Below are 22,196 nucleotides of genomic sequence, written 5' to 3'. Positions count from 1 at the left end.
CAAAGGAGTTGAACAAATGGACGCAGAAGCAGCAAAGTACATCGGCGCCGGCATCGCTTGCCTGGGCATGGGTGGCGCGGGCATTGGCCTGGGCAACATCTTCGGCAGCTACCTCTCGGGCGCGCTGCGCAATCCGTCGGCCGCCGACGGCCAGTTCGGCCGCCTGATTTTCGGCTTCGCCGTGACCGAAGCTCTGGGCATCTTCTCGCTTCTCATTGCGCTGCTGGCCCTGTTCGGCTGAGTACTGAGAAGATTGGACAGGCCGGCCGCGCAAGCGGCGGGCCTGATATCTGGGGATAGTCCATGTTCGTGACATCTGCCTTCGCGCAAGAGTCCGCGCCATCAGCCGACACCAGCCACGCTGCGACCGGAGGCGACACGCATTCCGGCACCAGCGTGCCTGCCGAAGCGCACGGCACGTTTCCGCCATTCAATCCGGAGACGTTTCCGTCGCAGCTTCTGTGGCTGGCGATCACGTTCGGGCTGTTCTACCTGTTCCTGAAGCGGGTCGTGATGCCGCGCGTCGGCGGCATCATCGATGTCCGCAACGACCGCATCAGCCAGGATCTCGACCAGGCGGCCAAGTTGAAGGGCGAGGCCGACGCCGCCGTTGCCGCTTACGAACAGGAACTGGCGGAAGCCAAGAAGAACGCGAACTCGATCGGCCAGCAGGCCAGCGATGCGGCGAAGGCGGAAGCCGACGCCGCGCGCAAGAAGATCGAGGCCGCGCTCGATGAGAAGCTTGGCGAGGCCGAGGCACGCATTTCTTCCATCAAGGCCAACGCCATGAAGGAAGTCGGCAGCATCGCCGAGGATACCGCTTCGGCGATCGTCGAGGCACTCGTTGGCGGCAAGGCCAGCAAGGCCGAGATCGCGGCCGCGGTCAAATCCGTGGCCCGGTGAGGAGCGCATCATGGACGCTACATCTCTCGCAACGCTCTGGGCCACCATTGCCCTGATCATCTTCCTGGCCATCGCCATCTACATCAAGGTGCCCGGCATGATCGCCAAGGCGCTGGACGCCCGCGCCGCCAGGATCAGCAGTGAACTCGACGAGGCCCGCAAGCTGCGCGACGAAGCCCAGCAACTGCTCGGCCAATACAAGAAGAAGCGCAAGGAAGCCGAGCAGGAGGCCGCCGACATTGTAGCGGCCGCCAAGCGTGAGGCCGAACTGCTGGCTGCCGACGCCCACAAGAAGACCGAGGACTACGTTGCCAGGCGCACCGCGCTTGCCGAGCAGAAGATCGGCCAAGCCGAGCGTGACGCGGTTGCCGAAGTGCGGGCCAGTGCCGTCGATATAGCCGTCGAGGCGGCACGCGCATTGCTCGCCGCCAAGGTTGACGCTAAGGCCGGAGCCGACCTGTTCAGGTCCGCGCTGCAGGATGTGAAGGCCAAGCTGAACTGAGCGTTCTTCAGTCGCTGACACGAAGCCGCTCGGGCAACCTGGCGGCTTTTTTGTTTGGGAGAAAGCGGCGCGTCAAAGCGGCCAATCTCCGCCCTCGTGGGGAAGATGGAATTGCCACTGCCGTCGCCCTACTCCAGCCCGGCCAAGCTCTCTTCCTCAACCACTTCAGTCCCGCCCAGCCGGAACGGCGCAAACGAAGTGCGATGCAGCCGAGCCACTGGCCCATGCGCCTCGATCGCCGTGCGGTGCCGGACCGTGGCGTAGCCCATATGGACTTCGAAGCCGTAGCGGTCGTGATGGTTGCCGCAGCCGCGCATCATGCGGTCGCGCATGACCTTGGCGACGATCGAGGCGGCGGCGATCGATTGGGAGCGCTGGTCGCCCTTGATCAGCGCACGCCCCTCGCAGGGCAATCCCGGCGGCACGTCGCGCCCATCCGCGAGCGCGAGCTTAGCCTGCACCGGCAGCCCGACCAGTGCGCGGCGCATCGCTTCGAGGCTCGCCTTGAGGATGTTGCTGCCATCGATGCCCTCGGCGCTGATCGACGCCATCGAGACGCCGAGAGCGGAGCCGATGATGTGCAGGAACAGCGCTTCGCGCTGCAGGTGGCTAAGCCGCTTGGAATCGTCGAGACCCTCGGGAATATTGGCGGGGTCGAGCACCACTGCCGCCGCGACCACGGGACCCGCGAGCGGGCCGCGGCCGGCTTCGTCCATCCCCGCGACCGGCCACAAACCATCGGCCATCGCCTTCGTCTCGAAGGAGAAATCGGGTTTCTCGACGATTTCGAAGAGAGGCGGAGAATCAGAACGCGCGCGAGCCATGTTGCGGCGAGGTTCGCATCGGCTCCGATTCTCCGCAAGTCCCTCCGGGTCGGGTGGGGCGCCGGACCGGGAGGGCACCGTCTGCAGGCCGGGGCAGGCCGGACGGGATTTCTTTGCCACGGCGGCAATGAACAGCCGAGGCGATTTTCGGTTCAGAGCAGCATCAACTGCTCCTGGTCCTTGCCGGCAGCGACGAACTGGTCGGTCCGCAGCGTACGCCGCTCGGCATTGAGGCCGAGCCGCTTGGCGGTGATTTCGAAGCGCCGGCCGATCTGCCAGGCATAGGGTCCGGCGCCCTTCATGCGCTTGCCCCATTCCGAATCGTAGTCCTTGCCGTCGCGCATCGAACGGACCAGCGACATGACGTGGCGGTAGCGGTCGGGATAGTGGCGCAGCAGCCAATCCTTGAAGATCGGGCTGACCTCCAGCGGCAGGCGCAGCACCACGTAGCCAGCCTCGCGCGCCCCGGCATGGTGCGCCGAGTCGAGGATGCGTTCCATCTCCTGGTCGGTCAGGCCCGGAATGATCGGCGCCACCATCACCGAAGCGGGGATACCGGCATCCGAAAGCTGCCTGATCGCCTCCAGCCGCTTGGTCGGCGTCGATGCCCGAGGTTCCATCGTCCTGGCCAGCATGCGGTCAAGCGTCGTCACCGACAGCGCCACCTTGGCCAAGCCCCGCTCCGCCATGCGCGACAGAATGTCGATGTCGCGCACGACCAGGGCTGACTTGGTGACGATGCCGACCGGGTGGCCGCGCGCCTCCAGCACTTCGAGGATTTCGCGCATGATCCGGTACTGCTTCTCGATCGGCTGGTAGGGATCGGTGTTGGTGCCGATGGCGATGGTGCGCGGCTGGTAGCCATCCTTTGACAATTCCTTGTCGAGCAGGCGTGCCGCGTCGGGCTTGGCGAACAGCTTGGATTCGAAGTCCAGGCCCGGCGACAGGCCCATGAACGAGTGTGTCGGCCGCGCGAAGCAATAGACGCAACCGTGCTCGCAGCCGCGATAGGGATTGATCGACCGGTCGAAGGAGATGTCGGGCGATTCGTTGCGGGTGATGATGGTGCGCGGCTTTTCCACCTGCACCTCGGTCTTGAAGGGAGGAAGTTCCTCCAGCGAACTCCAGCCATCGTCGAAGACATGCCGGCTGACAGGTTCGAACCGGCCGGACGGATTGATGCCTGCCGACCGGCCGCGGTTGCGGTCCGGACGGACTCGCATGCCGCTCTGCTCGATCATCGCGTTGGCCATTTCGGCTCGTCCTGCTCCGAAGGCTGCAATGTCGGCGCGCATGATCGGTTCCATCTTCGCCCGCTCCCAAGGACTGTCCATGTTCTGTCGAATCGCTCTGCTCATGAAATTATTCCTATTTTATCGATGAGAACAAATCAAGAACTTTCTATGGTGCGCCGCAAAAACTGGCACCGATCAACGCTTTCCGCTATTCGGCTAACCATGCTCAGTGTTCTGATTGAAACGCACAATGACGAGGAGGGGCTCGCCCGTACGCTGGGGACGCTGATTGGCGGCGCGGTCGAGGGCGTGGTGCGTGAGGTTGTCGTCTGCGACACGGGCTCCAGTGACCAGACCCATCGCGTCGCCGAGCATGCCGGCTGCCACTATGTGGGGAGCGGGGGCATCGCCGCCGGCATCCGCCAGGCCAAGGGTGACTGGCTGCTGTTTCTCGAACCGGGTGCGAGGCTGGTGGAGGGCTGGATCGACGCCGTCGTCGCCCATACGGCCAGGCAGACAATAGCGGCCCGGTTCTCGCAGGCGCGGGGCAGCCGTCCACCGTTCCTGGCCCGGGTCTTTTCGGCAAACCGCGCGCTCGCCGACGGACTGGTGATCAGCAAGCGACAGGCGGCATCGCTGTCCAAGAATGCCGGCAGCGCCGAGGCCTTAGCGCGCGGGCTGGCGACCAGACGGCTCGACGCCGAAATCTGGCCAGCGCAGCCGAAGCAGCAGCACCGCTCTGGGGGGTGATTTTTGCAACGGCTCTGCGTGGCGTTGCTTACGACGCCGATTTGCCGCGCCGCAGATGTTCGTCCAGGCGCGGCATGATCTCGACGAAGTTACAGGGCATGTGCCGGTAATCGAGCTGTGGCTCGAGGATGCTGTCCCAGGCGTCCTTGCAGGCGCCGGGCGATCCCGGCAGCACGAAGACGAAGGTGGCGTTGACGACACCGCCGGTCGCCCGGCTCTGGATAGTCGAGGTGCCGATCTTGTCATAGGAAATGCGATGGAACACTTCCGAAAATCCGTCCATGCGCTTTTCGAAGATCGGCTCCAGCGCCTCGGGCGTCACATCGCGTCCGGTAAAACCGGTACCGCCAGTGGTGATCACGACGTCGATGGCCTTGTCCCGCGACCACGCCAGAACGGCGTCGCGGATTTTTTCGCGGTCGTCGGTGACGATATCGCGGGCGGCCAGGATGTGGCCGGCCTTGGTAATGCGATCGGCCAGTGTCTGGCCAGATTTGTCGTCGGCCAGGCTGCGTGTGTCGGAAACAGTCAGCACCGCGATGCGCACCGGAATGAAGGCACGGCTCTCGTCAATTCTGGCCATCTCGCCCAGCCTCCGACGCCATGCTGCGCGTTGCCGCGACGAACCAGTCGGGCTGGCGGTCGCGGATCTCGGCCGCCGCGCGCTTGGCGACATTGCCGGTCTCGAACAGGCCGAAGCACGTCGCGCCCGATCCGGACATTCGTGAAAAGCCCGATCCGGCCTTATCAAGCCATGAAAGCGCCCTGCCTATGGCGGGCTGCATCGCAAGGGCTGGCCGCTCAAGATCGTTGCGGGTGATTTCCAGCCAGTTGCGCAGGCTGTGAAAATCGATGCTGCGCGGCAGCGGCGGCAGCGGCTCATTATCGCGACGGGAGAGTGCGGCGAAGATTTCCGTCGTCGAGACCGGCACGCCCGGGTTGACCAGCACGAGACCCAGTGCTGAAAAATCCGGCACCATCGACAGTTCCTCACCGATGCCGCGCGCGACCAGCGGCTTTGCCGCCAGGCACATCGGCACATCGGCGCCAAGCGAAAGACCGATCCGCGCCAGTTCGGCGCTATCGAGCTCCAGCCCCCAGCTCTCGGTCAGCCCGCGCAGCACGGCCGCCGCGTCGCTCGACCCTCCGCCCACGCCGGATGCGACCGGAAGGTTCTTTTCGAGCCTGATGCTTACCGGCGGCGTGCTCCGAACGCCGGCGGCCTGCCGCAGGGCGTCGCGGCCCTTCAGCACAAGATTGCCGCCATCGAGCGGTACGTCCGCCGCATAGCGGCCGGACACGCTGAACTCATCGGCGTCGGCCGGCGCGATCTCGATCCTGTCGCCAAAGCGCGTGAACACAGCCAGGCTTTCGATGAGATGATAGCCGTCGGCGCGCCTGCCGGTGACGTGCAAAGCTAGATTTATCTTGGCGGGTGCGGCCCATGTCCGGACACGCTGACCCGATTCCGCAGTCTCGATTGCGAGTGAAATGAGGGTCAGTCCTTGGCCAGCCGGTATTCGCCGGTCTGCGGATCCTTGACCAGCGTTCCCATCGCGCCGTTGGCCGCCTGTTTTTCGGTGCGCCGCACCTTGGCCGTCACGCGTTCAGCCTCGCGCACGAAGGTGCGGTAACCGAAATAGGCGGCGACGCCGACGACGGCGAAAAAAATGAGCTGCGGCATGTCAAACTCCTACCACGCTGGGCCGGTAAGACCGGCCGGTCGGGTCTTTCGGGCAACCATGCTAGACGCTTTCATGGCTTTTTCAAAGCCCGAAGCGCGCCCACGATGCGCGCTCTTCCGCCGCATTGATGACGCCGCTGGCGGCAGCCGCCGCGATATCGGGCGCCGAAAAGCCCTTGCTCGAGCCGAACAGGCCAAAGCGGCCGAACAAACCGCGCGGCGCCGCCACCAGCCTGAGCTGGGTCTTCGGCCCGAAGCGGGTCTTCAGCACCGTGCGCATGTCGCCCAGCGCATCGACGAGGCCGAGCTCCAGGCCTCGCTTGCCGGTCCAGAACAGCCCGGTGAACAGGTCCGGATCGTCCGCCAGCTTCGTACCGCGGCGCTCCTTGACCAGATCGATGAAGGTCTCGTGCACTTCGAGCTGCAGCACCTTGAGCCGCTCGACGTCTTCCTTCTTCTCGGGCTTGAACGGATCGAGCACCGCCTTGTTCTGGCCGGCGGTGTGGACACGGCGCTCGATGCCGATCTTCTTCATCAGTTCCGGGAAACCGAACGAGGCCGACACCACGCCGATCGAGCCGACGATGGAGGAGGGATCGGCGAAGATCTCGTCGCCGGCGACGGCGATCATGTAGCCGCCGGACGCCGCGACATCCTCGACGAAGACCAGGACCTTTTTATTCTTCTCGATCGCAAGGTCGCGGATGCGCTTGAAGATCAGCCGCGACTGCACCGGCGAGCCGCCCGGCGAATTGATCGAGATCGCGACCGCCGGCGCCTCGAAGGAAAACGCCTTTTCGATCAGTCCGGCGGTGGAAGCAAGCGACAGGCTCGGCCGGAACTGGCCTCCGCCGGCCATGATGGTGCCGTGCAGTCGGATGACCGGAACGGTGACGACGGAGGAGCGCCAGGACTTCGGCAGCAGGCGGTTGAAAAGACGTTTCACGATGGCGTGGTCTCCGGCGATGGTTGCAGGCATGTAGGGATTTCCCGGCCAACGGCAATGTGTAGGCCGCCAACAGCTCAGTCTCCGAACAGCGAGGCGAGCCCGTTGGTGATCATTTCGCTGCGCTCGTCGGGGCCGTTGCCCGATCGCGCGTGAAGCATCAGGGGCGGACGGATGGCGAGCTTTCCTCGTGCCCCAAGTGCTGCCCGCACGATAATGCGGATTGCGGCCGCGTCCGGGCGAGGGTGCACGGCGAGCATCTCGGCTTCGCCGAAGCGGCCTGAAATCGCGTCGAGAATGGCGCCGAGCTGTTCGGGCCGGGCGATGACGGCAAGCCCGCCGCGCGGCCTGACAACCGCCGCCGCACTGCGGATCCAGCTTTCGAACAGTCCGTCCTCCATGACATGCGCTTCCTTTCTTAGCGGCTCGGGAGTGGCGCGGTCCCGGGCGGCGTTGAAAGGCGGGTTCATGATGACGAAGTCGAAATCATTGTCGGCAAGGCCGGTGGTGGCCCGGGCGCGGCCCGACACGGTGACATCGGCGACGAGCACGGCAGCGCGATCGCTGAGGTGCGCGTTGCCCGGATGGGCAAGCGTGGCTGCCGCGAAGGCCGCCATCTCAGGCGCGCGTTCGACCAGCACAGCCTGGGCACCCGGACAGCGCGACAGCACCGCAAGACCGGCAGCACCGGCGCCGGCCCCGAAATCGGCGAGCCGGCCGCCAAACGAGGATGGTACGGATGCGGCCAGCATCATTGCATCCATCCCGGCGCGATGGCCGCCATGCTTGGGCTGCACGAGCCAGAACCGGCCGCGGTGGAACGCATCGACCGTGTGGGCCGGCGTATCCGGGACAAGGGCGGCTGGCGCGGCCGACATTATTTCCCCCGGATCTCGTTGGCGATGCCGGCATCGGTCAGGATGCGGCGCGCGGCGTCGGCCTGGTCGGCATCGACCATGACGCGTCGCGGCAGGATACCAAGCGAGCCGTCGAGCACGCTCATGTTCTGGTCGGCGACGAAGCAGCCGATCCCGGCATCGCGCATCAGCGATTCGACAAAGGAGATGATGACGGCGTCGTTGGTGCGGATGAGCTCTATCATCGCAAGAAACTCGCAGGTTGCGGCGTGCATGTAAACGTGCGGCCGCATTCCCGCATTTCCCGGCGTTGACACGCTGTCGCCGCCGCCGCGCCAATTCGCCACTTGCCGTGGCCGTGCCAGCGGCCCTAGAGTCTTGTCGGGACTAAGGGTGCCGTCGCACGCGTTATACCAAGACGGGAGTGATTGTCGTGGGTGTCGTTCTCAACATCGAAAACGGGAAGCGGGAGCCCGCCTCCATCAAGGATCTCATCGATCTGACTGCTGCCGATATGGGACGTGTCAACGAGCTGATCCTGTCCAAGGCCGGCTCCGACGTCGAGATGATCCCCGAGGTCGCCAATCACCTGATCTCGTCCGGCGGCAAGCGGCTCAGGCCAATGCTGACGCTGGCTGCGGCGCAGATGTTCGGCTATGCCGGCGAGGGCCACGTCAAGCTCGCCACTTCGGTCGAATTCATGCATACGGCCACGCTTCTGCATGACGACGTGGTCGATGAAAGCGGCATGCGGCGCGGCAAGAAGACCGCCCGCATGATCTGGGGCAACCAGGCCAGCGTGCTGGTCGGCGACTTCCTGCTCGGCCAGGCCTTCCGCATGATGGTCGATGTCGGCTCGCTCGAAGCGCTCGACATCCTGTCCAGCGCAGCCTCGATTATCGCCGAGGGCGAGGTCATGCAGCTGGCCGCCGCCAAGAACCTCGAAACCACCGAGGACGAGCATTTCGCCGTCATCAAGGCCAAGACCGCCGCGCTGTTTTCGGCCGCCGCCGAGGTTGGCCCGGTCATCGCCCAGGCAACCCGCAACGACCGTGCGGCGCTGCGTTCCTACGGCATGAATCTCGGCCTTGCCTTCCAGCTGATCGATGATGCGCTGGACTATGGCGGCACCAGCAAGGATCTGGGCAAGAATGTCGGCGACGATTTCCGCGAGGGCAAGGTGACCTTGCCGGTCATCCTCGCCTACCGGCGCGGCAGCAAGGCCGAACGCACCTTCTGGAAGCGCGCCATCGAGGACAATGTCACCGACGACGCCGGGCTGGAAAAGGCGATCGGCCTCATGACCCGCCACGGCGCCATTGCCGATACGATCGGGCGCGCCCGCCATTTCGGCGAGATCGCCCGCGACGCGCTGGCGCCGCTGGAAGAGACGCCGCAGAAATCGGCGCTGATCGACGTCATCGACTTCTGCATCAGCCGCGTGAACTGAGCGCCTGACGGCTTCCTGCCGGGGGCCGTCAGTGAAAAGACGCCTGTGAATTCGCCCTGCCGTATCGACAAGCCGCACCACCGCAAATTATCTATAAACCATGGCCAAGGGCACTGACGACACCATCGCCGTCCGCATCGGCAAGGTTTTGGCGGATCGCATCATCTCCGGCGCGATCGAGCCGGGGGCGAGGTTGCGGCAGGATCATGTCGCCGAGGAATTCAATACCAGCCACGTTCCTGTGCGCGAGGCCTTTCGCCGCCTCGAGGCGCAGGGCCTTGCCGTCAGTGAGCCGCGCCGTGGCGTGCGTGTCGCGGCCTTCGATCTGAGCGAGGTCAAGGAGGTCGCCGAGATGCGAGCCGCACTCGAAGTGCTGGCACTGCGCCAAGCCGCGCCGCATCTGACCTCGGCCATTCTCGACCAGGCCGAGGAGGCGACAAAAGCCGGCGACAAATCCCATGACGTCAGGTCGTGGGAAGAGGCCAATCGTGCCTTTCACCGGCTGATCCTGACGCCCTGTGGCATGCCCCGCCTGCTTGCCACCATAGACGACCTGCACGCGGCGAGCGCCCGCTTCCTGTTCGCGGCCTGGCGCTCGGAGTGGGAGACGCGCACCGACCAGGACCACCGGGCGATCCTCACCGCCTTGCGGCAGGGGAACACCGAATCGGCCGCGGCAACATTGGGACGGCATGTCCAATGGATTGGCCGCAAGCCGGTCAAGACAGCCTCCGGCGCCACGCGCGAAGCTTTCGCGATCGTGGGTTGAACGATCTTTTCCCAAGCCCAGGCTTGCTATCGCTCCAGAAATGTGGATTCGATAATAGATCGAAAACAGAAATTATCTATAATTTCGGATCGACCGAAGGGAAGCCTATGACCAACCTCGCATTCTCGTCCGCCAGACCGTCCTTCAGCCCGCTGCGTCTCCAGCAGCGATCGCTCGGTTGGCAGGCCGGCGCCGTCGTGCTCGGCACGCTGTTGCTGGCGCTGTCCTCCTACATCGAGGTTCCGATGGTGCCGGTTCCGGTGACCATGCAGACCTTCGCCGTGACGCTGATCGGTGCGCTCTATGGCTGGCGGCTTGGCGCGGTGACGATCGCGGCATGGCTGGTCGAAGGTGCTGTCGGCATTCCAGTCCTGGCCGGCGGCGCTGCCGGCATTCAGCATTTCGTGGGCCCGACGGGTGGCTATCTCTTTGCCTTTCCTGTCACCGGCGCACTGGTCGGCTGGTTGGCCGAGCGCGGCTGGAACGGCAACAGGGTTTTGCCTGCCTTCGCCGCCATGCTGCTCGGCAATCTTGCCTGCCTGGCTCTCGGCACAGCCTGGCTTGCCGTCATGATCGGCGCCGAGAAGGCCATCACCTTCGGTTTCGTGCCGTTCATCGTCGGCGGGTTGCTGAAATCGGCGCTTGGCGCCGCGACGCTGATGGCGCTCCCGCACGGCAAGATGAACTTGCCCAAGCCGTGACGGTCAGGCTGCGCGCCCACCATCTCCTTTGCCTGCTCACCTATGTGGGCAAGGGGTACAGCCCCGATTTTACCGCCAATTATGATGGGATCGCGGAGCGCTTGAGCCGGGGCGAGGACATCCTCCTCGTTTCCGGACCAGACGACATCTGCGCTCCGTTGCTTGGCGAGCCGGAACCGCACTGCCTGCGTGACAGTGCGGCCGGACGGGACCGGCAGGCCGCGGAAGACGTGGAAGCGCTGCTGGCTCGGCCGATCCGGCACGGCATCCGCGTCGATCTCGATGCCGCCATCCTGACAAGGCTGCGGCAGGCGTTTTCGACCGGCCACGTGCGCAAGGCGTGCGGCGGCTGCGAATGGAGCGGGCTGTGCGGCGCGGTGGCAAGCGGCGGCTATCGCGATGCGCGGCTGCGGCGGCCTGTTGACGCGCAAAACCGTCCCATTTAGCCATGGTTTGTTAATCGGGTGACCCGATTGTGAATTTCAGGCGGATTGAAGCGCGACCCCAAAAAGGCCATGCTTTGCCTGGAAAGATCGAGTCTGGGTCGATCCGCTGACGCGGAGATGGCGCCTGGCTGAAAGGGATATGATGCAGCAGGGACGTGCGCGCTGGCTGACAAGGCTGGCAATTGTGACGGGCATGGCGATTTCGGCATTGCCGGCCTATGCCAAGCAATCCACCGAACCGGTCAAGATCTCGTCATTCTCGGGCGCCTATCTGGCTGCCAGGATCGCCGAGGGCGACAACGACCTCGACAGCGCCATCGCCTATTACAAGCAAGCCCTGGCCTTCAATCCTGGTGACACAGCCCTGCAGCAGAGCCTGATGCTGTCGCTGATCGCTCAAGGCCGCTTCGACGAATCGCTGGTCTATGCCGACAAGCTCAAGGAAGTGCCCGATGTCGAGCGCTTCTCGCGCCTGGCGCTGGCGGTCGACACCTTCCACAAGAAGGATTTCACCAAGGCACAGTACTGGCTCAAGCTGTCGCTGGAATCCGATCTCGATCGGCTGATCTCCGGCGTCATGTCCGGCTGGGCCGAGCAAGGTGCCGGCCAGGCCAGCGAAGCGATGGTTTCTATCGACAAGCTGCAGGGGCCGGACTGGTTCGGCCTGTTCAAATCCTTCCACCGCGCCCTGATCGCCGATGCGTCTGGTATGCCTGAAAAGGCCGAGGCTATCTATGCCGCGACGATGCAGGACACCACCGCCGGCGGTGCGGCGCCTGAAACCTGGATGCGCAATGCGCAGGCCTATGCCTCGTTCCTGGCCCGCAAGGGCGACAAGGCCAAGGCGATGTCGGTGCTCGACCAGGCCGAGGCGTTCTCGCCGGGCAAGCTGGAAATCGTCGCCTTGCGCGACAGGATCAGCAAGGGCGACAAGATCGCGCCCTTCGTGTCCGGTCCGTCCGACGGTGCTTCCGAAATCCTGCTCGATCTTGCCACCGCGCTCAACCGTGGCGGCGGCGAGCCATTCGTGCGCCTCTATTTGCAATATGCCTTGGCCCTGAAGCCCGACAGCGACGCTGCCCTCGTGCAACTCGCCGCCGTGGCCGAACAGCTGAAGAACGGCGAGGGCGCCATCGCGCTCTATCGGCGCATCCCCGACTCTTCGCCGCTGAAGGAGATTTCGGACCTGCAGCTTGGCCTCAACCTTGCCGATCTCGACCGCCATGACGAGGCGATCACGCATCTGAAGGCCTTCGTCGAAGCTCATCCAAACGACATGCGCGCCTATCTGGCGCTCGGCGGTGTCTACTCCTCGAAGGAGGATTTCCGCTCCGCCGCCAATCTCTACGACAAGGCCGTCGAGGTGCTGAAGACACCGACCGCCGCCAATTGGAACATCTTCTACCAGCGCGGCATCGCCTATGAGCGGCTGAAGGAATGGCCGAAGGCCGAGCCGAATTTCCGCAAGGCGCTGGAATTGCAGCCAGACCAGCCGCAGGTGCTGAACTATCTCGGCTATTCCTGGGTCGACATGAACACCAACCTGAAGGAAGGCCTGGAGATGATCCAGAAGGCCGTCGATCTCAAGCCGAGCGACGGCTACATCGTCGATTCCCTGGGTTGGGCTTATTTCCGCCTCGGCCGGTTCGATGACGCGGTGCGCGAGATGGAACGCGCGGTCTCGCTGAAGCCGGAAGATCCGGTTCTGAACGACCATCTCGGCGATGCCTACTGGCGCGTCGGCCGCAAGCTGGAAGCCACCTTCCAGTGGAACCAGGCCCGCGACCTGAAGCCGGATCCCGACGTGCTTGCCTCCTTGCAACAGAAGCTGATGAAGGGCCTGCCGCCGATCGTGTCCAACACGGCGCAGGAAACCCCGAAGGTCAAGCCGGAGCCGGTTCCCGCCCCGAAGGGGTGAAACGCCTTTTTGGAATCCGAACGGGGCTCTCGGAGCCCCGTTTTCGTTTTGATGTCCGTCTGCTCAGAACGCGCTCAGAACATCTTTCGATAGACGACGAAGCCAGAGCGTTCGCCGACCTTGTCATAAAGCTTCATCGCCGTGTGATTGGTTTCATGCGTCAGCCAGTATACTCGGCCGGAACCGGCCTCCTGGGCGCGCTCGTAGACGCCTTCGATCAGCGCCCGGCCGACGCCTTTGCCGCGCGAGGCTTCGCTGGTGAAAAGATCCTGCAGATAGCAGTTCGGCGCGATCGCCGTGGTGCTGCGGTGGAACAGGTAGTGGACGAGGCCAAGCAACTCGCCTTCGTTTTCCGCGACCAGCGCATGCACCGGCTCATAGGCGTCGAAGAAGCGGGACCACGTCATTGCGGTGATCTCGCTTGCCAGCGCCGTCTCGCCCGAACGGCCATAGAACGCGTTGTAGCCGTCCCACAGCGGCAGCCATCGGTCGAAATCCTGGCGCGTGACGAGGCGGATGGTGACGGGGTTGGACATTGGCTTGACCTGTCGTCGTTGACATGGGTGATACAGGGCTTCGAAGAGAGCGCAGGTCGCCACGTCCGGCAATGGGCCAGCCGCTCGCAAAGCTTTCGATCGGTCCTGCAAAGGTCGCGGGCGCGCGCCTTGCTTGACGCTTCGCCGCCGTGTCTCTAGGACGTGGCCGCAAGCTAGCCTGTGTCGCCGAGGCCACCGTGACGATTGAAATCCCAGCCCATATGCATCCCAGCCGCTCATTCCAGGGGCTGATCCTCACTTTGCACAATTACTGGGCGGCTTATGGCTGCGTCATCCTCCAGCCCTATGACATGGAGGTCGGCGCCGGCACCTTTCACCCGGCAACGACGTTGCGCGCGCTAGGGCCCAGGGGCTGGAACGCCGCCTACGTCCAGCCTTCGCGCCGTCCCAAGGACGGCCGCTATGGCGAGAATCCCAACCGGCTGCAGCACTATTACCAGTACCAGGTGATCCTGAAGCCCAATCCACCGAACCTGCAGGAGCTTTACCTCGGCTCGCTTGCGGCGATCGGCGTCGATCCTCTGCTGCACGACATACGCTTCGTCGAGGACGATTGGGAAAGCCCGACTTTGGGCGCCTGGGGGCTTGGCTGGGAATGCTGGTGCGACGGCATGGAGGTGTCGCAGTTCACCTATTTCCAGCAGGTCTGCGGCATCGAATGCGCGCCGGTGGCGGGGGAACTCACCTACGGCCTGGAGCGCCTGGCCATGTATGTGCAGGGCGTTGACAATGTCTACGACCTCAACTTCAACGGCCGCGAGGGCGCCGACAAGGTGACCTATGGCGATGTCTTCCTGCAGGCCGAGCAGGAATATTCCCGCCACAATTTCGAATACGCCAACACGGCGATGCTGCTCAGGCATTTCGAGGACGCCGAGGCCGAGTGCAAGGCGCTGCTCGAGGCCGGCGCGCCGGCCTCGAACGACAATCTGCCGATGCACAAGATGGTCTTCCCGGCCTATGACCAGTGCATCAAGGCCAGCCATGTCTTCAATTTGCTGGACGCGCGTGGCGTGATCTCTGTCACCGAGCGCCAGAGCTACATTCTGCGTGTGCGCAATCTGGCGAAAGCCTGCGGCGAGGCGTTCTTGAAGACGCAGGCCGGTGGATTGGCGGCCTGAGCCTCAAGCGCCCTCGGTCATTTCGAGGGAAGCATTGATCGGCGGCAGGATCTGGCCGCTCGGACCAGCCATTGTCCTTAGCGCCTGCCGCACGCCTGGCATCGAGAAGGCGCCGTGGGCCTGCGCGGTGAAGCAGGCGCTGAGCGCAAGGATCTGAAGAAGTCTGGATGCCGTTTTCATTGTCGTTCAGCCAATAGTTCCTTGCCTGAGCGTGGGTCGCTTCAGCGCAGCTTTCGGTTCATGGAAATCTTTGATCCAAGGACGGGCGGGTTCGGCTCGTCCCGACAGGCCTATTGAAATTTATGGAAAGGGTGACAGCGGCCAGCCGAGTTGCTATGCCCCGCCCGGACCACTCTCCCGCATGAGCTGACCCCGATGCCTGACCTGCTTCTTGAACTTCGTTCCGAGGAAATTCCTGCCCGCATGCAGCGCAAGGCGGCGGGCGATTTGAAGAAGATGCTGACCGACGGCCTGGTCGAGGCGGGTCTCACCTATGAGGCGGCGCGTGAGTATTGGACGCCCCGGCGCCTTACGCTCGATATACGCGGGCTCACCGCACGCTCAAAAGACATTCACGAGGAAATCAAGGGTCCATCGAGATCGGCGCCAGAACAGGCGGTCCAAGGCTTCCTGCGCAAGGCCGGCCTGTCTTCGATCGCCGAGGCGCATGTCCATTCCGACCCGAAGAAGGGCGACTTCTACGTCGCCCATATTTCGAAGCCGGGCAGGGCGGCCGAAGAGATCATCGCCGGACTGGTGCCTGACATCATCCGCGATTTTCCGTGGCCGAAGTCGATGCGCTGGGGACCGGCCTCGGCCAAGCCGGGCTCGCTGCGCTGGGTGCGCCCGCTGCAGTCGATCCTGTGCACCTTCGGCCCCGAGACCGAGGAGCCGGTGGTGGTCGATTTCGAGATCGACGGCATCCGTTCGGGCAACATCACCTACGGCCACCGTTTCCTCGCGCCCGGCGAAATCACCGTGCGCCGCTTCGACGATTATGTGGGCAAGCTGGAGGCGGGCAAGGTCGTGCTCGACGCCGACCGTCGCAAGGAGATCATCCTCGCCGACGCCCGCAACCTCGCCTTCGCCAACGGGCTCGACCTGGTCGAGGACGAGGGCTTGCTTGAGGAAGTGTCGGGGCTGGTCGAATGGCCCGTCGTGCTGATGGGCGAGTTCGAAGAGGCTTTCCTTGCCATTCCGGCCGAGGTGATCCGCCTGACGATCCGCGCCAACCAGAAATGCTTTGTCACGCGGCCGCGGGGGGAAAGCGAGGCGCTTTCCAACCGCTTCATCCTCACCGCCAACATCGAGGCGAAGGACGGCGGCAAGGAGATCGCCCACGGCAACGGCAAGGTGGTGCGCGCCCGCCTGTCCGATGCGCTCTATTTCTGGACTACCGACCAGGGCGATTTGCCGGACCTTGACCAACTCCAGGCATCGGCCGAGAAGTTCGGGCTCGATCTGAAAAAGCCGCTCGACCAGCGCATGGCGCGGCTCGACCATCTCAATGTGACCTTCCATGCCAAGCTTGGCACGCAGGGCGAGCGGGTGGGGCGCATCAAGCGATTGGCGGAAGAATTGGCGCCGGTCGTTGGCGCCGATCCCACGCTCGCGGGCCGTGCGGCGGTTCTCGCCAAGGCCGATCTCACCACCGAAGTGGTCGGCGAGTTTCCCGAACTGCAGGGGGCGATGGGCCGCAAATATGCGCTGCTGCAGGGCGAGCATCCATCCGTGGCCGCGGCCATCGAGGAGCACTACAAGCCGCAAGGACCGTCAGACCGGGTGCCGACTGATCCGGTATCTGTGGCCGTTGCGGTTGCAGACAAGCTCGATACGCTGGTCGGATTTTGGGAAATCGACGAGAAGCCGACTGGATCTAAGGATCCTTATGCACTGCGAAGGGCTGCACTTGGGGTAGTGAGAATTCTTATTGAGAATAGAATTCAATTGAGCATCGCCGAACTAGCAGAATCTCATGTTCTCTTTGTCCACCAATCGATGCAGCGTCCTCGTGGCGGAGCTATTGGGCGAGGGATGCGGGAATTCAAAGGAAGGCAGGTTGGGGCCGAGGTGATCGACCTCCTCGCCTTCTTCCACGACCGCCTGAAAGTCTACCTCCGCGACCAGGGCGCGCGCCATGACCTGATCGACGCGGTGATCACGCCTCAGTCCGATGACCTCCTGCAGATCGTCCGCCGTGTCGAGGCGCTCGGCTCTTTCCTTGACACCGAGGACGGCAAGAATTTGCTCGCCGGCACCAAGCGTGCCGCCAACATTCTGGCCGCCGAGGAGAAGAAGAAAACGGCCGTCGCCGAAACCGTTGAGCCGGCGTTGTTCCGGCAAGATGCGGAGAAGTCGCTGTTCGCCGCGGTGAATCAGGCCGAGAAGCAAGTCGGCGAAGCGATTCAAAACCAAGACTTTTCGGCTGCCATGATGGCGCTTAGCGTGTTGCGTGAACCCGTTGATTCATTCTTTGAGCATGTTCTCGTGAATGATGAGGACCTGTCCGTGCGTGCCAACCGACTGGCGCTGCTCGCGCGCATTCGCACGGCTACCGGTCAGGTCGCGGATTTCTCGAAAATCGCTGGTTGAGAAGCACTTTTCGAAAAGTCGGCACCGATTTTCTCGGACAAACGGTTTCCGTTTGTCCTGATCACGCCGGGATAGAGGGGGCCGCAGGCCCCGGGAAAAATATGTTCCGGCCGGCCCTTCGAGCCGGCTTACAGTCATATGACGATGATCTCTCCGTGGCAAAAGGGGTGTGTTCCCCACCCCAACGGAGGCTTCCATGAATTCCGATCACGAAATCGAAGTGACAGAAGAAACCTCGGCTCCTGCCGAGCCGCTTGAATCCGCTTCCGAAACCGCCCTCGATCACGCCGCTGCGACCACGGTCGAAGCCGCTGATCTGTCTGACGAAGACGGAGATGGCGATGACGAGGAAGGCGACGATGAAGACGGCGAAGAGTCTGACGAAGACGACGCCGATGACACCGTGAAGGCCGAAGGCGATGACGCCGAAGAATCCGAAGACGGCGAGTCCGAAGACGACGACGACAAGGAAGAAGCAGCCTGATTTTCAGTTAACAGGTTCTCGAGGGCGGCGCTTTCGCGCCGCCCTTCCGCCGTCTTCCCAAATTGATTTGATCAGTTCTCCAGGATGCTGACGCGCACGCTGTTTTCATAGACGTCGACCTGGATCAGCGGCTCGCCATTGACGATGGCGCGCTTGGTCGAGGAACTCATCGCGCCGGGGCGCTCCAGCATGCGCTGCAGGTCGGCGCGCTGGTCGTTGGTCCTGAACCAGGCGTCGCCCTCGTCGTCGCCGTCGCGGCGATGGAATTTGTGCCAGTTGGCACGGTCTTGCCGCACCATCTGCGCGGCGCCATCCAGCGCATAGCCGTCGCTCGCCTGGTGGTCGCGATCAGAAATGCGCGCGACATAGGATCCCAGCATGTCGTCCGCTTGGGCCACGCCACCAAGCAATGACGCCAACAGAAGCCCTGCCACGGTAACGGTCTTCGATTTTTTCATGAGCAATCCCCTTTGCCTTGAACAATGCGATTGAGTCCGCCGGAGCCGCTTGGCGAAAATCAGCCGCAGGGCCGCCAGCGAGATACTCTAGACGAAATTCGCCGGACAGTGGTGCGCAGGAGGCCAGACCGCCGTCAAGCCGCCGAGCATTTTGCCCGTCCGGTTTGCGTGGTCGCTACTTGACCTTGCCGGCTCCTGAAGCAGGCTGGTGGGCTGGCGGAGGCGGCGCGGCTGCCGCCGGTGCCGCTGCTTTCCCGTGCGCTGCCGGCGCGGGGGCTGCCGAGGCTGTCGCCGTGGCGGGGGCGGTTGGGGTGGCTGGGGCCGTTGCCGCGGCCGGCGCCTTGGCCTGCATGGGTGTCGAGAAAGCGCCGCCGACGACGCCGCCCCTAATGATCATCGGGCTCTGCGCGAAGGAGTGCCTCGCCTCGGCCTTGCCGGGGATTGCCGCGACCTTTTCGTAGGTGACGTCAGGCTCGCCAAGCACAACGACGGACACAACGTCGCTCGCCTTGCCGTCGGCCGCCTTCAGCGCAAGGATGGAGGGTGTCGAGGCCGGCGCACCGGGAAAGACCAGCGACGAGGCCTGAGCCCCGCCACCCATTGAGGCCAAAGTGATGGCAAGCGCTCCCCAGATACGAACAGACACCGACATAGCTCCCCATTGCCCAGAAGCCGCACGATAGTACTCGGCGATTGATGCCGGCTTTCGTGGAAAGATAGCATTTTAGGAATTGATGAATTGCCAATGCCCGCTTGCCCCGGCGGCCCCGTCGTATTACGCAGCCGGCATCCGCGAGGTGACGAGAGTGGCTGAAATACTTGCCGTCGGCGAAGCGATGGAACCGGCGTTGACGCTGCTTGAGGGCGGCGATGTCGTCGCCATTCCAACGGAAACCGTGTACGGGCTTGCCGGCGATGCCACCAACGGCATTGGCGTGGCGCGCATTTTCGAAGCCAAGGGGCGGCCGCGTTTCAATCCGCTGATCGCCCATGTCGCCGACATGGCGATGGCCGAGCGCATCGCCTCGTTCGATCCGCTGTCCAGGAAGCTCGCGCTTGCCTTCTGGCCGGGTCCGCTGACGCTGGTGCTGCCACAGCGCCCCGGCAACGGCATTCATCCGCTGGTTACGGCCGGGCTCGACACGATCGCCGTGCGCATGCCGAGGGGTTTTGGCGGCGACCTGATCGCTAGGCTTGGCCGACCGCTTGCCGCGCCCAGCGCCAACTCATCCGGCAAGATCAGCGCGACGACGGCGCAAGCGGTGGCTGCGGATTTAGGCGGGCGCATCAAACTGGTGGTCGATGGCGGCGCCACCCCGGTCGGGCTGGAATCGACCATCGTCAAGGCCGAAGGCGAAAGGTTGCGCCTGCTTCGGCCCGGCGGCATTGCCGCCGATGAGATCGAGGCAGCCATCCGCATGGAGCTGCAGCGCGGCGGCACTGCCGGCGTCGAGGCACCGGGCATGCTTGCCTCGCACTACGCACCGGGCGCGGCTGTTCGGCTCAATGCCGGCACGGTTGGTGAAGGAGAAGCATTGCTTGCCTTCGGCGACCACCGCGCGGAAGGCTGGCGCGGCGCGACCGCTTTCCTCAACCTCTCCCTGTCAGGTGACCTGAGTGAAGCGGCAAGCAATCTCTTTGCCTACATGCAAGATTTGGACCGTAGCGGCGCGCGGATTATCGCCGTCGAGCCAATTCCCTTTGACGGGCTCGGCGAGGCCATCAACGACCGGCTCTCCCGTGCCGCCGCTCCTCGTGACAACATACTGTCCACAACATAGTCTTCGCCATGGCCGAAATTTCCGCGAAACTGGATCCTGCTCTCATCGATCGCTTTGCGGCGATCGTGGGCGACAAATATGCGCTGCGCGACGAGCAGGACATCGCGCCCTATCTCATCGAGCGACGCGGGCTCTGGCATGGCGCGACGTCCCTGGTGCTGCGGCCGGGCAGCGTCGACGAGGTCAGCCGGATCATGCGGCTGGCGACAGAGACCGGAACGCCGATCGTGCCGCAAAGCGGCAACACCGGGCTGGTCGGCGCGCAGGTGCCGGACAGATCCGGTCGCGAGATCGTCCTGTCGCTATCGCGGCTGAACCGCGTCCGCGAGATCGATGTGCTGTCCAATACGGTCACGGTCGAGGCCGGCGTCATCCTGCAGACCTTGCAGGAAGCGGCCGATGCCGCCGGCCGGCTGTTTCCGCTGTCGCTCGCCGCGCAAGGCTCCTGCCAGATCGGCGGCAACCTGTCGTCCAATGCCGGCGGCACCGGCGTGCTGGCCTATGGCAATGCGCGCGAACTGTGCCTCGGCGTCGAGGTGGTGCTGCCGACCGGCGAGGTGTTCGACGATTTGCGCAAACTGAAGAAGGACAACACCGGCTACGACCTGAAGGACCTGTTCGTCGGCGCCGAAGGCACGCTCGGTGTCATCACCGCCGCCGTGCTCAAACTGTTCCCGAAGCCGAAGGGGAGGGACGTCGCCTTCGTCGGCCTGTCGTCGCCCGAAGCCGCCCTTTCCCTGTTCAGCCTGGCCATGGACCGCGCCGGAGCCGCACTCACGGCCTTCGAACTGATCGGCAAGCGCCCGTATGACTTTACCCTTGCGCACGCCCAGGGCGTCGTGCGGCCGCTGGCCGAAGACTGGCCCTGGTACGTGCTGATGCAGATATCGTCCGGCCGCTCAGCGGAGGATTCTCGGGCGCTGGTCGAGGATGTGCTTTCGGCGGGTCTAGAGCAGGAATTCGTCGGCGATGCCGTCATCGCCGCCAGCCTCGGGCAGGGCGATGCCTTCTGGGATTTTCGCGAGCTGTTGCCCGAGGCACAAAAGCCGGAAGGCGCTTCGATCAAGCACGACATTTCGGTGCCGATCGCATCGATACCGCGCTTCATAAGGGAGGCCGCCGACGCCGTGGCGTCAGTGAGCGCCGGCGCCCGCGTGGTCTGCTTCGGCCATATGGGAGACGGCAATCTCCACTATAACATTTCACGGCCCGTCGACGGCGACGACGAGGCGTTCCTGGCGCTCTATCATGCTATGAACAAGGCCGTGCATGACGTGGTGCGCAGCCTCCACGGTTCGATCTCGGCCGAGCACGGCATCGGTCAGTTGAAGCGCGACGAACTGATCGCCACCGCGCCGCCGATGGCCATCGATCTGATGCGCCGGGTAAAGGCTGCCTTCGATCCGGCGGGCATCATGAATCCTGGTAAGGTTATCTGATCCTTTCACCATCCTGTGGCTGGTGGCATTCCGATAACCATCCCTGAGATCAGCAAAATTTAACCGACTTTCTTAAGCGCGGCGGTAAGGAGCCGGCGCTACTGTTTCCCCATAACGAGGCCGGGAAAACTGGCCCGGAGAGAACCGGAACCGGCTCTCAGGAGACAGACAGGAAGGCGCTCTATGAACGTGAACACTGGACTGAAGCCAGTCTGGGCGGGACGCAACATGCGTCTCGACCCATTCCGCCTGCCGCAGGTGGTGAGCTATGCCACGCGCGACGATTATGGCGACGTAACCTTCACCATCGACCAGCGCGGCGCCGTGATCCGCCGCCTGCTCGAGATGAGCGGCCTGCCGGCGATCATCGTGCTGCCCGCCAATGCATTTCGCGGCGTCGCCGCCCGTGCGATGGAGGATCCGGAAGGCAATGTCACGGTGACCCTGGAACTCCTGCACAACGATCCGATGCTGTCGGTGCCGCTGCTGGTGGCCGACGATCTCGAAGACGTCGCCGCCGACTGGCGCGCCTGGGCCGACGCCTACCGTCTGCCGATGCTGCTGATCGAATCCGATGGCGTCGCCCGCACCCTGGAAGAATCGCTCGGCGCCGCCATCAAGACATTGCCGCCGCGGGAGCGCCGCAAGGGCCGCGTTTCCAATATGCGCCGCCCCCGCTTCCTTGCCCGCCGCAGAGCCGGTGACCTCGGCCTCAGGCTGGTGATCGGCGGCGAGGAGATCATTTCAAGAGACTAGCGTTCTTCTCCCCGTATAGAGAC

General features: G+C 64.0%; 27 protein-coding genes. 15 read left to right on the top strand and 12 right to left on the bottom strand.

Annotation, left to right across the window (positions count from 1 at the left end):
* Positions 1-16: 16 nt before the first annotated feature.
* The 3 genes from FJ527_RS13770 to FJ527_RS13760 all read left to right on the top strand — a co-directional run bounded on the left by FJ527_RS13770 (position 17) and on the right by FJ527_RS13760 (position 1,405).
* Entirely contained in the window at positions 17-241 is a 225-nt protein-coding gene (locus FJ527_RS13770) for a F0F1 ATP synthase subunit C (protein ID WP_013896722.1), read from the top strand.
* A 62-nt stretch (positions 242-303) separates the two neighbouring features.
* On the top strand, positions 304-903 hold the full coding sequence (locus FJ527_RS13765) for a F0F1 ATP synthase subunit B (RefSeq protein WP_140823349.1): 600 nt from the start codon (positions 304-306) through the stop codon (positions 901-903).
* A 10-nt stretch (positions 904-913) separates the two neighbouring features.
* Positions 914-1,405: a F0F1 ATP synthase subunit B gene (locus tag FJ527_RS13760; protein WP_015318854.1), complete on the top strand. Its 492-nt coding sequence runs from the start codon at positions 914-916 to the stop codon at positions 1,403-1,405.
* Between the two features lie 128 nt (positions 1,406-1,533).
* On the opposite strand, the gene FJ527_RS13755 is transcribed toward FJ527_RS13760, so the two are convergent.
* A complete protein-coding gene (locus FJ527_RS13755; protein ID WP_140823348.1) occupies positions 1,534-2,229 on the bottom strand; it encodes a ribonuclease HII in 696 nt (231 codons plus the stop codon).
* A gap of 152 nt (positions 2,230-2,381) precedes the next feature.
* Complete coding sequence (locus FJ527_RS13750) at positions 2,382-3,536, bottom strand: PA0069 family radical SAM protein (RefSeq protein ID WP_041163509.1); 1,155 nt, start codon at positions 3,534-3,536, stop codon at positions 2,382-2,384.
* A 150-nt stretch (positions 3,537-3,686) separates the two neighbouring features.
* Between FJ527_RS13750 and FJ527_RS13745 the strand changes: the two genes are divergently transcribed.
* Entirely contained in the window at positions 3,687-4,214 is a 528-nt protein-coding gene (locus FJ527_RS13745; protein ID WP_140823347.1) for a glycosyltransferase, read from the top strand.
* Positions 4,215-4,242: 28 nt separating this feature from the next.
* On the opposite strand, the gene moaB is transcribed toward FJ527_RS13745, so the two are convergent.
* The 6 genes from moaB to FJ527_RS13715 form a co-directional block, all read right to left on the bottom strand.
* Positions 4,243-4,797: a molybdenum cofactor biosynthesis protein B gene (gene moaB / locus FJ527_RS13740; protein ID WP_140823346.1), complete on the bottom strand. Its 555-nt coding sequence runs from the start codon at positions 4,795-4,797 to the stop codon at positions 4,243-4,245.
* On the bottom strand, positions 4,784-5,695 hold the full coding sequence (locus tag FJ527_RS13735) for a 4-(cytidine 5'-diphospho)-2-C-methyl-D-erythritol kinase (protein WP_041163508.1): 912 nt from the start codon (positions 5,693-5,695) through the stop codon (positions 4,784-4,786). Before FJ527_RS13735 ends, moaB begins: the two co-directional genes overlap by 14 nt.
* A gap of 17 nt (positions 5,696-5,712) precedes the next feature.
* Complete coding sequence (locus FJ527_RS13730) at positions 5,713-5,898, bottom strand: membrane protein (protein WP_015318848.1); 186 nt, start codon at positions 5,896-5,898, stop codon at positions 5,713-5,715.
* Positions 5,899-5,980: 82 nt separating this feature from the next.
* Positions 5,981-6,844 carry a S49 family peptidase gene (locus FJ527_RS13725; protein ID WP_140823537.1) on the bottom strand — a complete coding sequence of 288 codons (864 nt, stop codon included), beginning with the start codon at positions 6,842-6,844 and terminating at the stop codon, positions 5,981-5,983.
* A 77-nt stretch (positions 6,845-6,921) separates the two neighbouring features.
* Complete coding sequence (locus FJ527_RS13720) at positions 6,922-7,722, bottom strand: methyltransferase (protein ID WP_140823345.1); 801 nt, start codon at positions 7,720-7,722, stop codon at positions 6,922-6,924.
* Positions 7,722-7,946: a DUF2007 domain-containing protein gene (locus tag FJ527_RS13715; RefSeq protein ID WP_015318845.1), complete on the bottom strand. Its 225-nt coding sequence runs from the start codon at positions 7,944-7,946 to the stop codon at positions 7,722-7,724. The genes FJ527_RS13720 and FJ527_RS13715 overlap by 1 nt, the downstream gene beginning before the upstream one ends.
* A 188-nt stretch (positions 7,947-8,134) precedes the next feature.
* Between FJ527_RS13715 and FJ527_RS13710 the strand changes: the two genes are divergently transcribed.
* The 5 genes from FJ527_RS13710 to FJ527_RS13690 all read left to right on the top strand — a co-directional run bounded on the left by FJ527_RS13710 (position 8,135) and on the right by FJ527_RS13690 (position 12,985).
* Positions 8,135-9,151, top strand: a complete 1,017-nt coding sequence (locus tag FJ527_RS13710) for a polyprenyl synthetase family protein (RefSeq protein WP_015318844.1) — start codon at positions 8,135-8,137, stop codon at positions 9,149-9,151.
* A 100-nt stretch (positions 9,152-9,251) separates the two neighbouring features.
* The gene (locus tag FJ527_RS13705) at positions 9,252-9,920 is read left to right on the top strand and encodes a GntR family transcriptional regulator (RefSeq protein ID WP_140788101.1); all 669 of its coding nucleotides are present in this window, start codon (positions 9,252-9,254) and stop codon (positions 9,918-9,920) included.
* A gap of 107 nt (positions 9,921-10,027) precedes the next feature.
* On the top strand, positions 10,028-10,621 hold the full coding sequence (locus FJ527_RS13700) for a biotin transporter BioY (RefSeq protein WP_140788103.1): 594 nt from the start codon (positions 10,028-10,030) through the stop codon (positions 10,619-10,621).
* Positions 10,618-11,067, top strand: a complete 450-nt coding sequence (locus FJ527_RS13695; protein ID WP_140788105.1) for a DUF1284 domain-containing protein — start codon at positions 10,618-10,620, stop codon at positions 11,065-11,067. Before FJ527_RS13700 ends, FJ527_RS13695 begins: the two co-directional genes overlap by 4 nt.
* Before the next feature lie 142 nt (positions 11,068-11,209).
* Entirely contained in the window at positions 11,210-12,985 is a 1,776-nt protein-coding gene (locus FJ527_RS13690) for a tetratricopeptide repeat protein (protein WP_140823344.1), read from the top strand.
* Positions 12,986-13,059: 74 nt separating this feature from the next.
* Here FJ527_RS13690 and FJ527_RS13685 read toward each other — a convergent pair whose 3' ends face one another.
* Positions 13,060-13,521, bottom strand: a complete 462-nt coding sequence (locus tag FJ527_RS13685) for a GNAT family N-acetyltransferase (RefSeq protein ID WP_140823343.1) — start codon at positions 13,519-13,521, stop codon at positions 13,060-13,062.
* A gap of 197 nt (positions 13,522-13,718) precedes the next feature.
* Here FJ527_RS13685 and FJ527_RS13680 point away from each other — a divergent pair, with 197 nt between their 5' ends.
* Entirely contained in the window at positions 13,719-14,663 is a 945-nt protein-coding gene (locus FJ527_RS13680; RefSeq protein WP_140823342.1) for a glycine--tRNA ligase subunit alpha, read from the top strand.
* Positions 14,664-14,666: 3 nt separating this feature from the next.
* Here the strand turns inward: FJ527_RS13680 and FJ527_RS29290 are convergent, their stop codons facing one another.
* Positions 14,667-14,843 (bottom strand): hypothetical protein, encoded by a 177-nt coding sequence (locus FJ527_RS29290; protein WP_181166353.1) that lies wholly within the window; start codon positions 14,841-14,843, stop codon positions 14,667-14,669.
* Positions 14,844-15,038: 195 nt separating this feature from the next.
* Between FJ527_RS29290 and glyS the strand changes: the two genes are divergently transcribed.
* Positions 15,039-17,255, top strand: coding sequence for a glycine--tRNA ligase subunit beta (gene glyS / locus FJ527_RS13675; protein ID WP_140823341.1), 2,217 nt, complete (start codon positions 15,039-15,041; stop codon positions 17,253-17,255).
* Between the two features lie 196 nt (positions 17,256-17,451).
* The gene (locus tag FJ527_RS13670) at positions 17,452-17,739 is read left to right on the top strand and encodes an ATPase (protein ID WP_140715042.1); all 288 of its coding nucleotides are present in this window, start codon (positions 17,452-17,454) and stop codon (positions 17,737-17,739) included.
* A 71-nt stretch (positions 17,740-17,810) separates the two neighbouring features.
* On the opposite strand, the gene FJ527_RS13665 is transcribed toward FJ527_RS13670, so the two are convergent.
* Together FJ527_RS13665 and FJ527_RS13660 are read right to left on the bottom strand one after the other, a co-directional pair.
* Positions 17,811-18,197: a hypothetical protein gene (locus FJ527_RS13665; RefSeq protein WP_140715040.1), complete on the bottom strand. Its 387-nt coding sequence runs from the start codon at positions 18,195-18,197 to the stop codon at positions 17,811-17,813.
* Between the two features lie 175 nt (positions 18,198-18,372).
* Positions 18,373-18,849 (bottom strand): hypothetical protein, encoded by a 477-nt coding sequence (locus FJ527_RS13660; protein WP_224622699.1) that lies wholly within the window; start codon positions 18,847-18,849, stop codon positions 18,373-18,375.
* Between the two features lie 154 nt (positions 18,850-19,003).
* Here FJ527_RS13660 and FJ527_RS13655 point away from each other — a divergent pair, with 154 nt between their 5' ends.
* The 3 genes from FJ527_RS13655 (at position 19,004) to FJ527_RS13645 (ending at position 22,173) form a co-directional block, all read left to right on the top strand.
* On the top strand, positions 19,004-19,978 hold the full coding sequence (locus FJ527_RS13655; protein ID WP_181166352.1) for an L-threonylcarbamoyladenylate synthase: 975 nt from the start codon (positions 19,004-19,006) through the stop codon (positions 19,976-19,978).
* Between the two features lie 8 nt (positions 19,979-19,986).
* Positions 19,987-21,417, top strand: a complete 1,431-nt coding sequence (locus FJ527_RS13650) for an FAD-binding oxidoreductase (protein ID WP_140823339.1) — start codon at positions 19,987-19,989, stop codon at positions 21,415-21,417.
* Between the two features lie 189 nt (positions 21,418-21,606).
* Positions 21,607-22,173: a DUF6101 family protein gene (locus FJ527_RS13645; protein WP_041163896.1), complete on the top strand. Its 567-nt coding sequence runs from the start codon at positions 21,607-21,609 to the stop codon at positions 22,171-22,173.
* Positions 22,174-22,196 lie beyond the last annotated feature (23 nt).

Origin of the sequence: Mesorhizobium sp. B2-4-18 (genome assembly GCF_006441385.1) — a bacterium.
Classification (GTDB): domain Bacteria; phylum Pseudomonadota; class Alphaproteobacteria; order Rhizobiales; family Rhizobiaceae; genus Mesorhizobium; species Mesorhizobium australicum.
This window is presented reverse-complemented; position numbering and strand designations above follow the sequence as displayed.

Excerpts from the sequence above, each read along its gene's own strand:
- FJ527_RS13770 (WP_013896722.1), top strand. The coding sequence starts at position 17 with ATGGACGCAGAAGCAGCAAAGTACATCGGCGCCGGCATCGCTTGCCTG.
- FJ527_RS13765 (WP_140823349.1), top strand. The coding sequence starts at position 304 with ATGTTCGTGACATCTGCCTTCGCGCAAGAGTCCGCGCCATCAGCCGAC.
- FJ527_RS13760 (WP_015318854.1), top strand. The coding sequence starts at position 914 with ATGGACGCTACATCTCTCGCAACGCTCTGGGCCACCATTGCCCTGATC.
- FJ527_RS13755 (WP_140823348.1), bottom strand. The coding sequence starts at position 2,229 with ATGGCTCGCGCGCGTTCTGATTCTCCGCCTCTCTTCGAAATCGTCGAG.
- FJ527_RS13750 (WP_041163509.1), bottom strand. The coding sequence starts at position 3,536 with ATGGAACCGATCATGCGCGCCGACATTGCAGCCTTCGGAGCAGGACGA.
- FJ527_RS13745 (WP_140823347.1), top strand. The coding sequence starts at position 3,687 with ATGCTCAGTGTTCTGATTGAAACGCACAATGACGAGGAGGGGCTCGCC.
- moaB (WP_140823346.1), bottom strand. The coding sequence starts at position 4,797 with ATGGCCAGAATTGACGAGAGCCGTGCCTTCATTCCGGTGCGCATCGCG.
- FJ527_RS13730 (WP_015318848.1), bottom strand. The coding sequence starts at position 5,898 with ATGCCGCAGCTCATTTTTTTCGCCGTCGTCGGCGTCGCCGCCTATTTC.
- FJ527_RS13720 (WP_140823345.1), bottom strand. The coding sequence starts at position 7,722 with ATGTCGGCCGCGCCAGCCGCCCTTGTCCCGGATACGCCGGCCCACACG.
- FJ527_RS13715 (WP_015318845.1), bottom strand. The coding sequence starts at position 7,946 with ATGATAGAGCTCATCCGCACCAACGACGCCGTCATCATCTCCTTTGTC.
- FJ527_RS13705 (WP_140788101.1), top strand. The coding sequence starts at position 9,252 with ATGGCCAAGGGCACTGACGACACCATCGCCGTCCGCATCGGCAAGGTT.
- FJ527_RS13700 (WP_140788103.1), top strand. The coding sequence starts at position 10,028 with ATGACCAACCTCGCATTCTCGTCCGCCAGACCGTCCTTCAGCCCGCTG.
- FJ527_RS13690 (WP_140823344.1), top strand. The coding sequence starts at position 11,210 with ATGCAGCAGGGACGTGCGCGCTGGCTGACAAGGCTGGCAATTGTGACG.
- FJ527_RS13685 (WP_140823343.1), bottom strand. The coding sequence starts at position 13,521 with ATGTCCAACCCCGTCACCATCCGCCTCGTCACGCGCCAGGATTTCGAC.
- FJ527_RS29290 (WP_181166353.1), bottom strand. The coding sequence starts at position 14,843 with ATGAAAACGGCATCCAGACTTCTTCAGATCCTTGCGCTCAGCGCCTGC.
- glyS (WP_140823341.1), top strand. The coding sequence starts at position 15,039 with ATGCCTGACCTGCTTCTTGAACTTCGTTCCGAGGAAATTCCTGCCCGC.
- FJ527_RS13670 (WP_140715042.1), top strand. The coding sequence starts at position 17,452 with ATGAATTCCGATCACGAAATCGAAGTGACAGAAGAAACCTCGGCTCCT.
- FJ527_RS13665 (WP_140715040.1), bottom strand. The coding sequence starts at position 18,197 with ATGAAAAAATCGAAGACCGTTACCGTGGCAGGGCTTCTGTTGGCGTCA.
- FJ527_RS13660 (WP_224622699.1), bottom strand. The coding sequence starts at position 18,849 with ATGTCGGTGTCTGTTCGTATCTGGGGAGCGCTTGCCATCACTTTGGCC.
- FJ527_RS13650 (WP_140823339.1), top strand. The coding sequence starts at position 19,987 with ATGGCCGAAATTTCCGCGAAACTGGATCCTGCTCTCATCGATCGCTTT.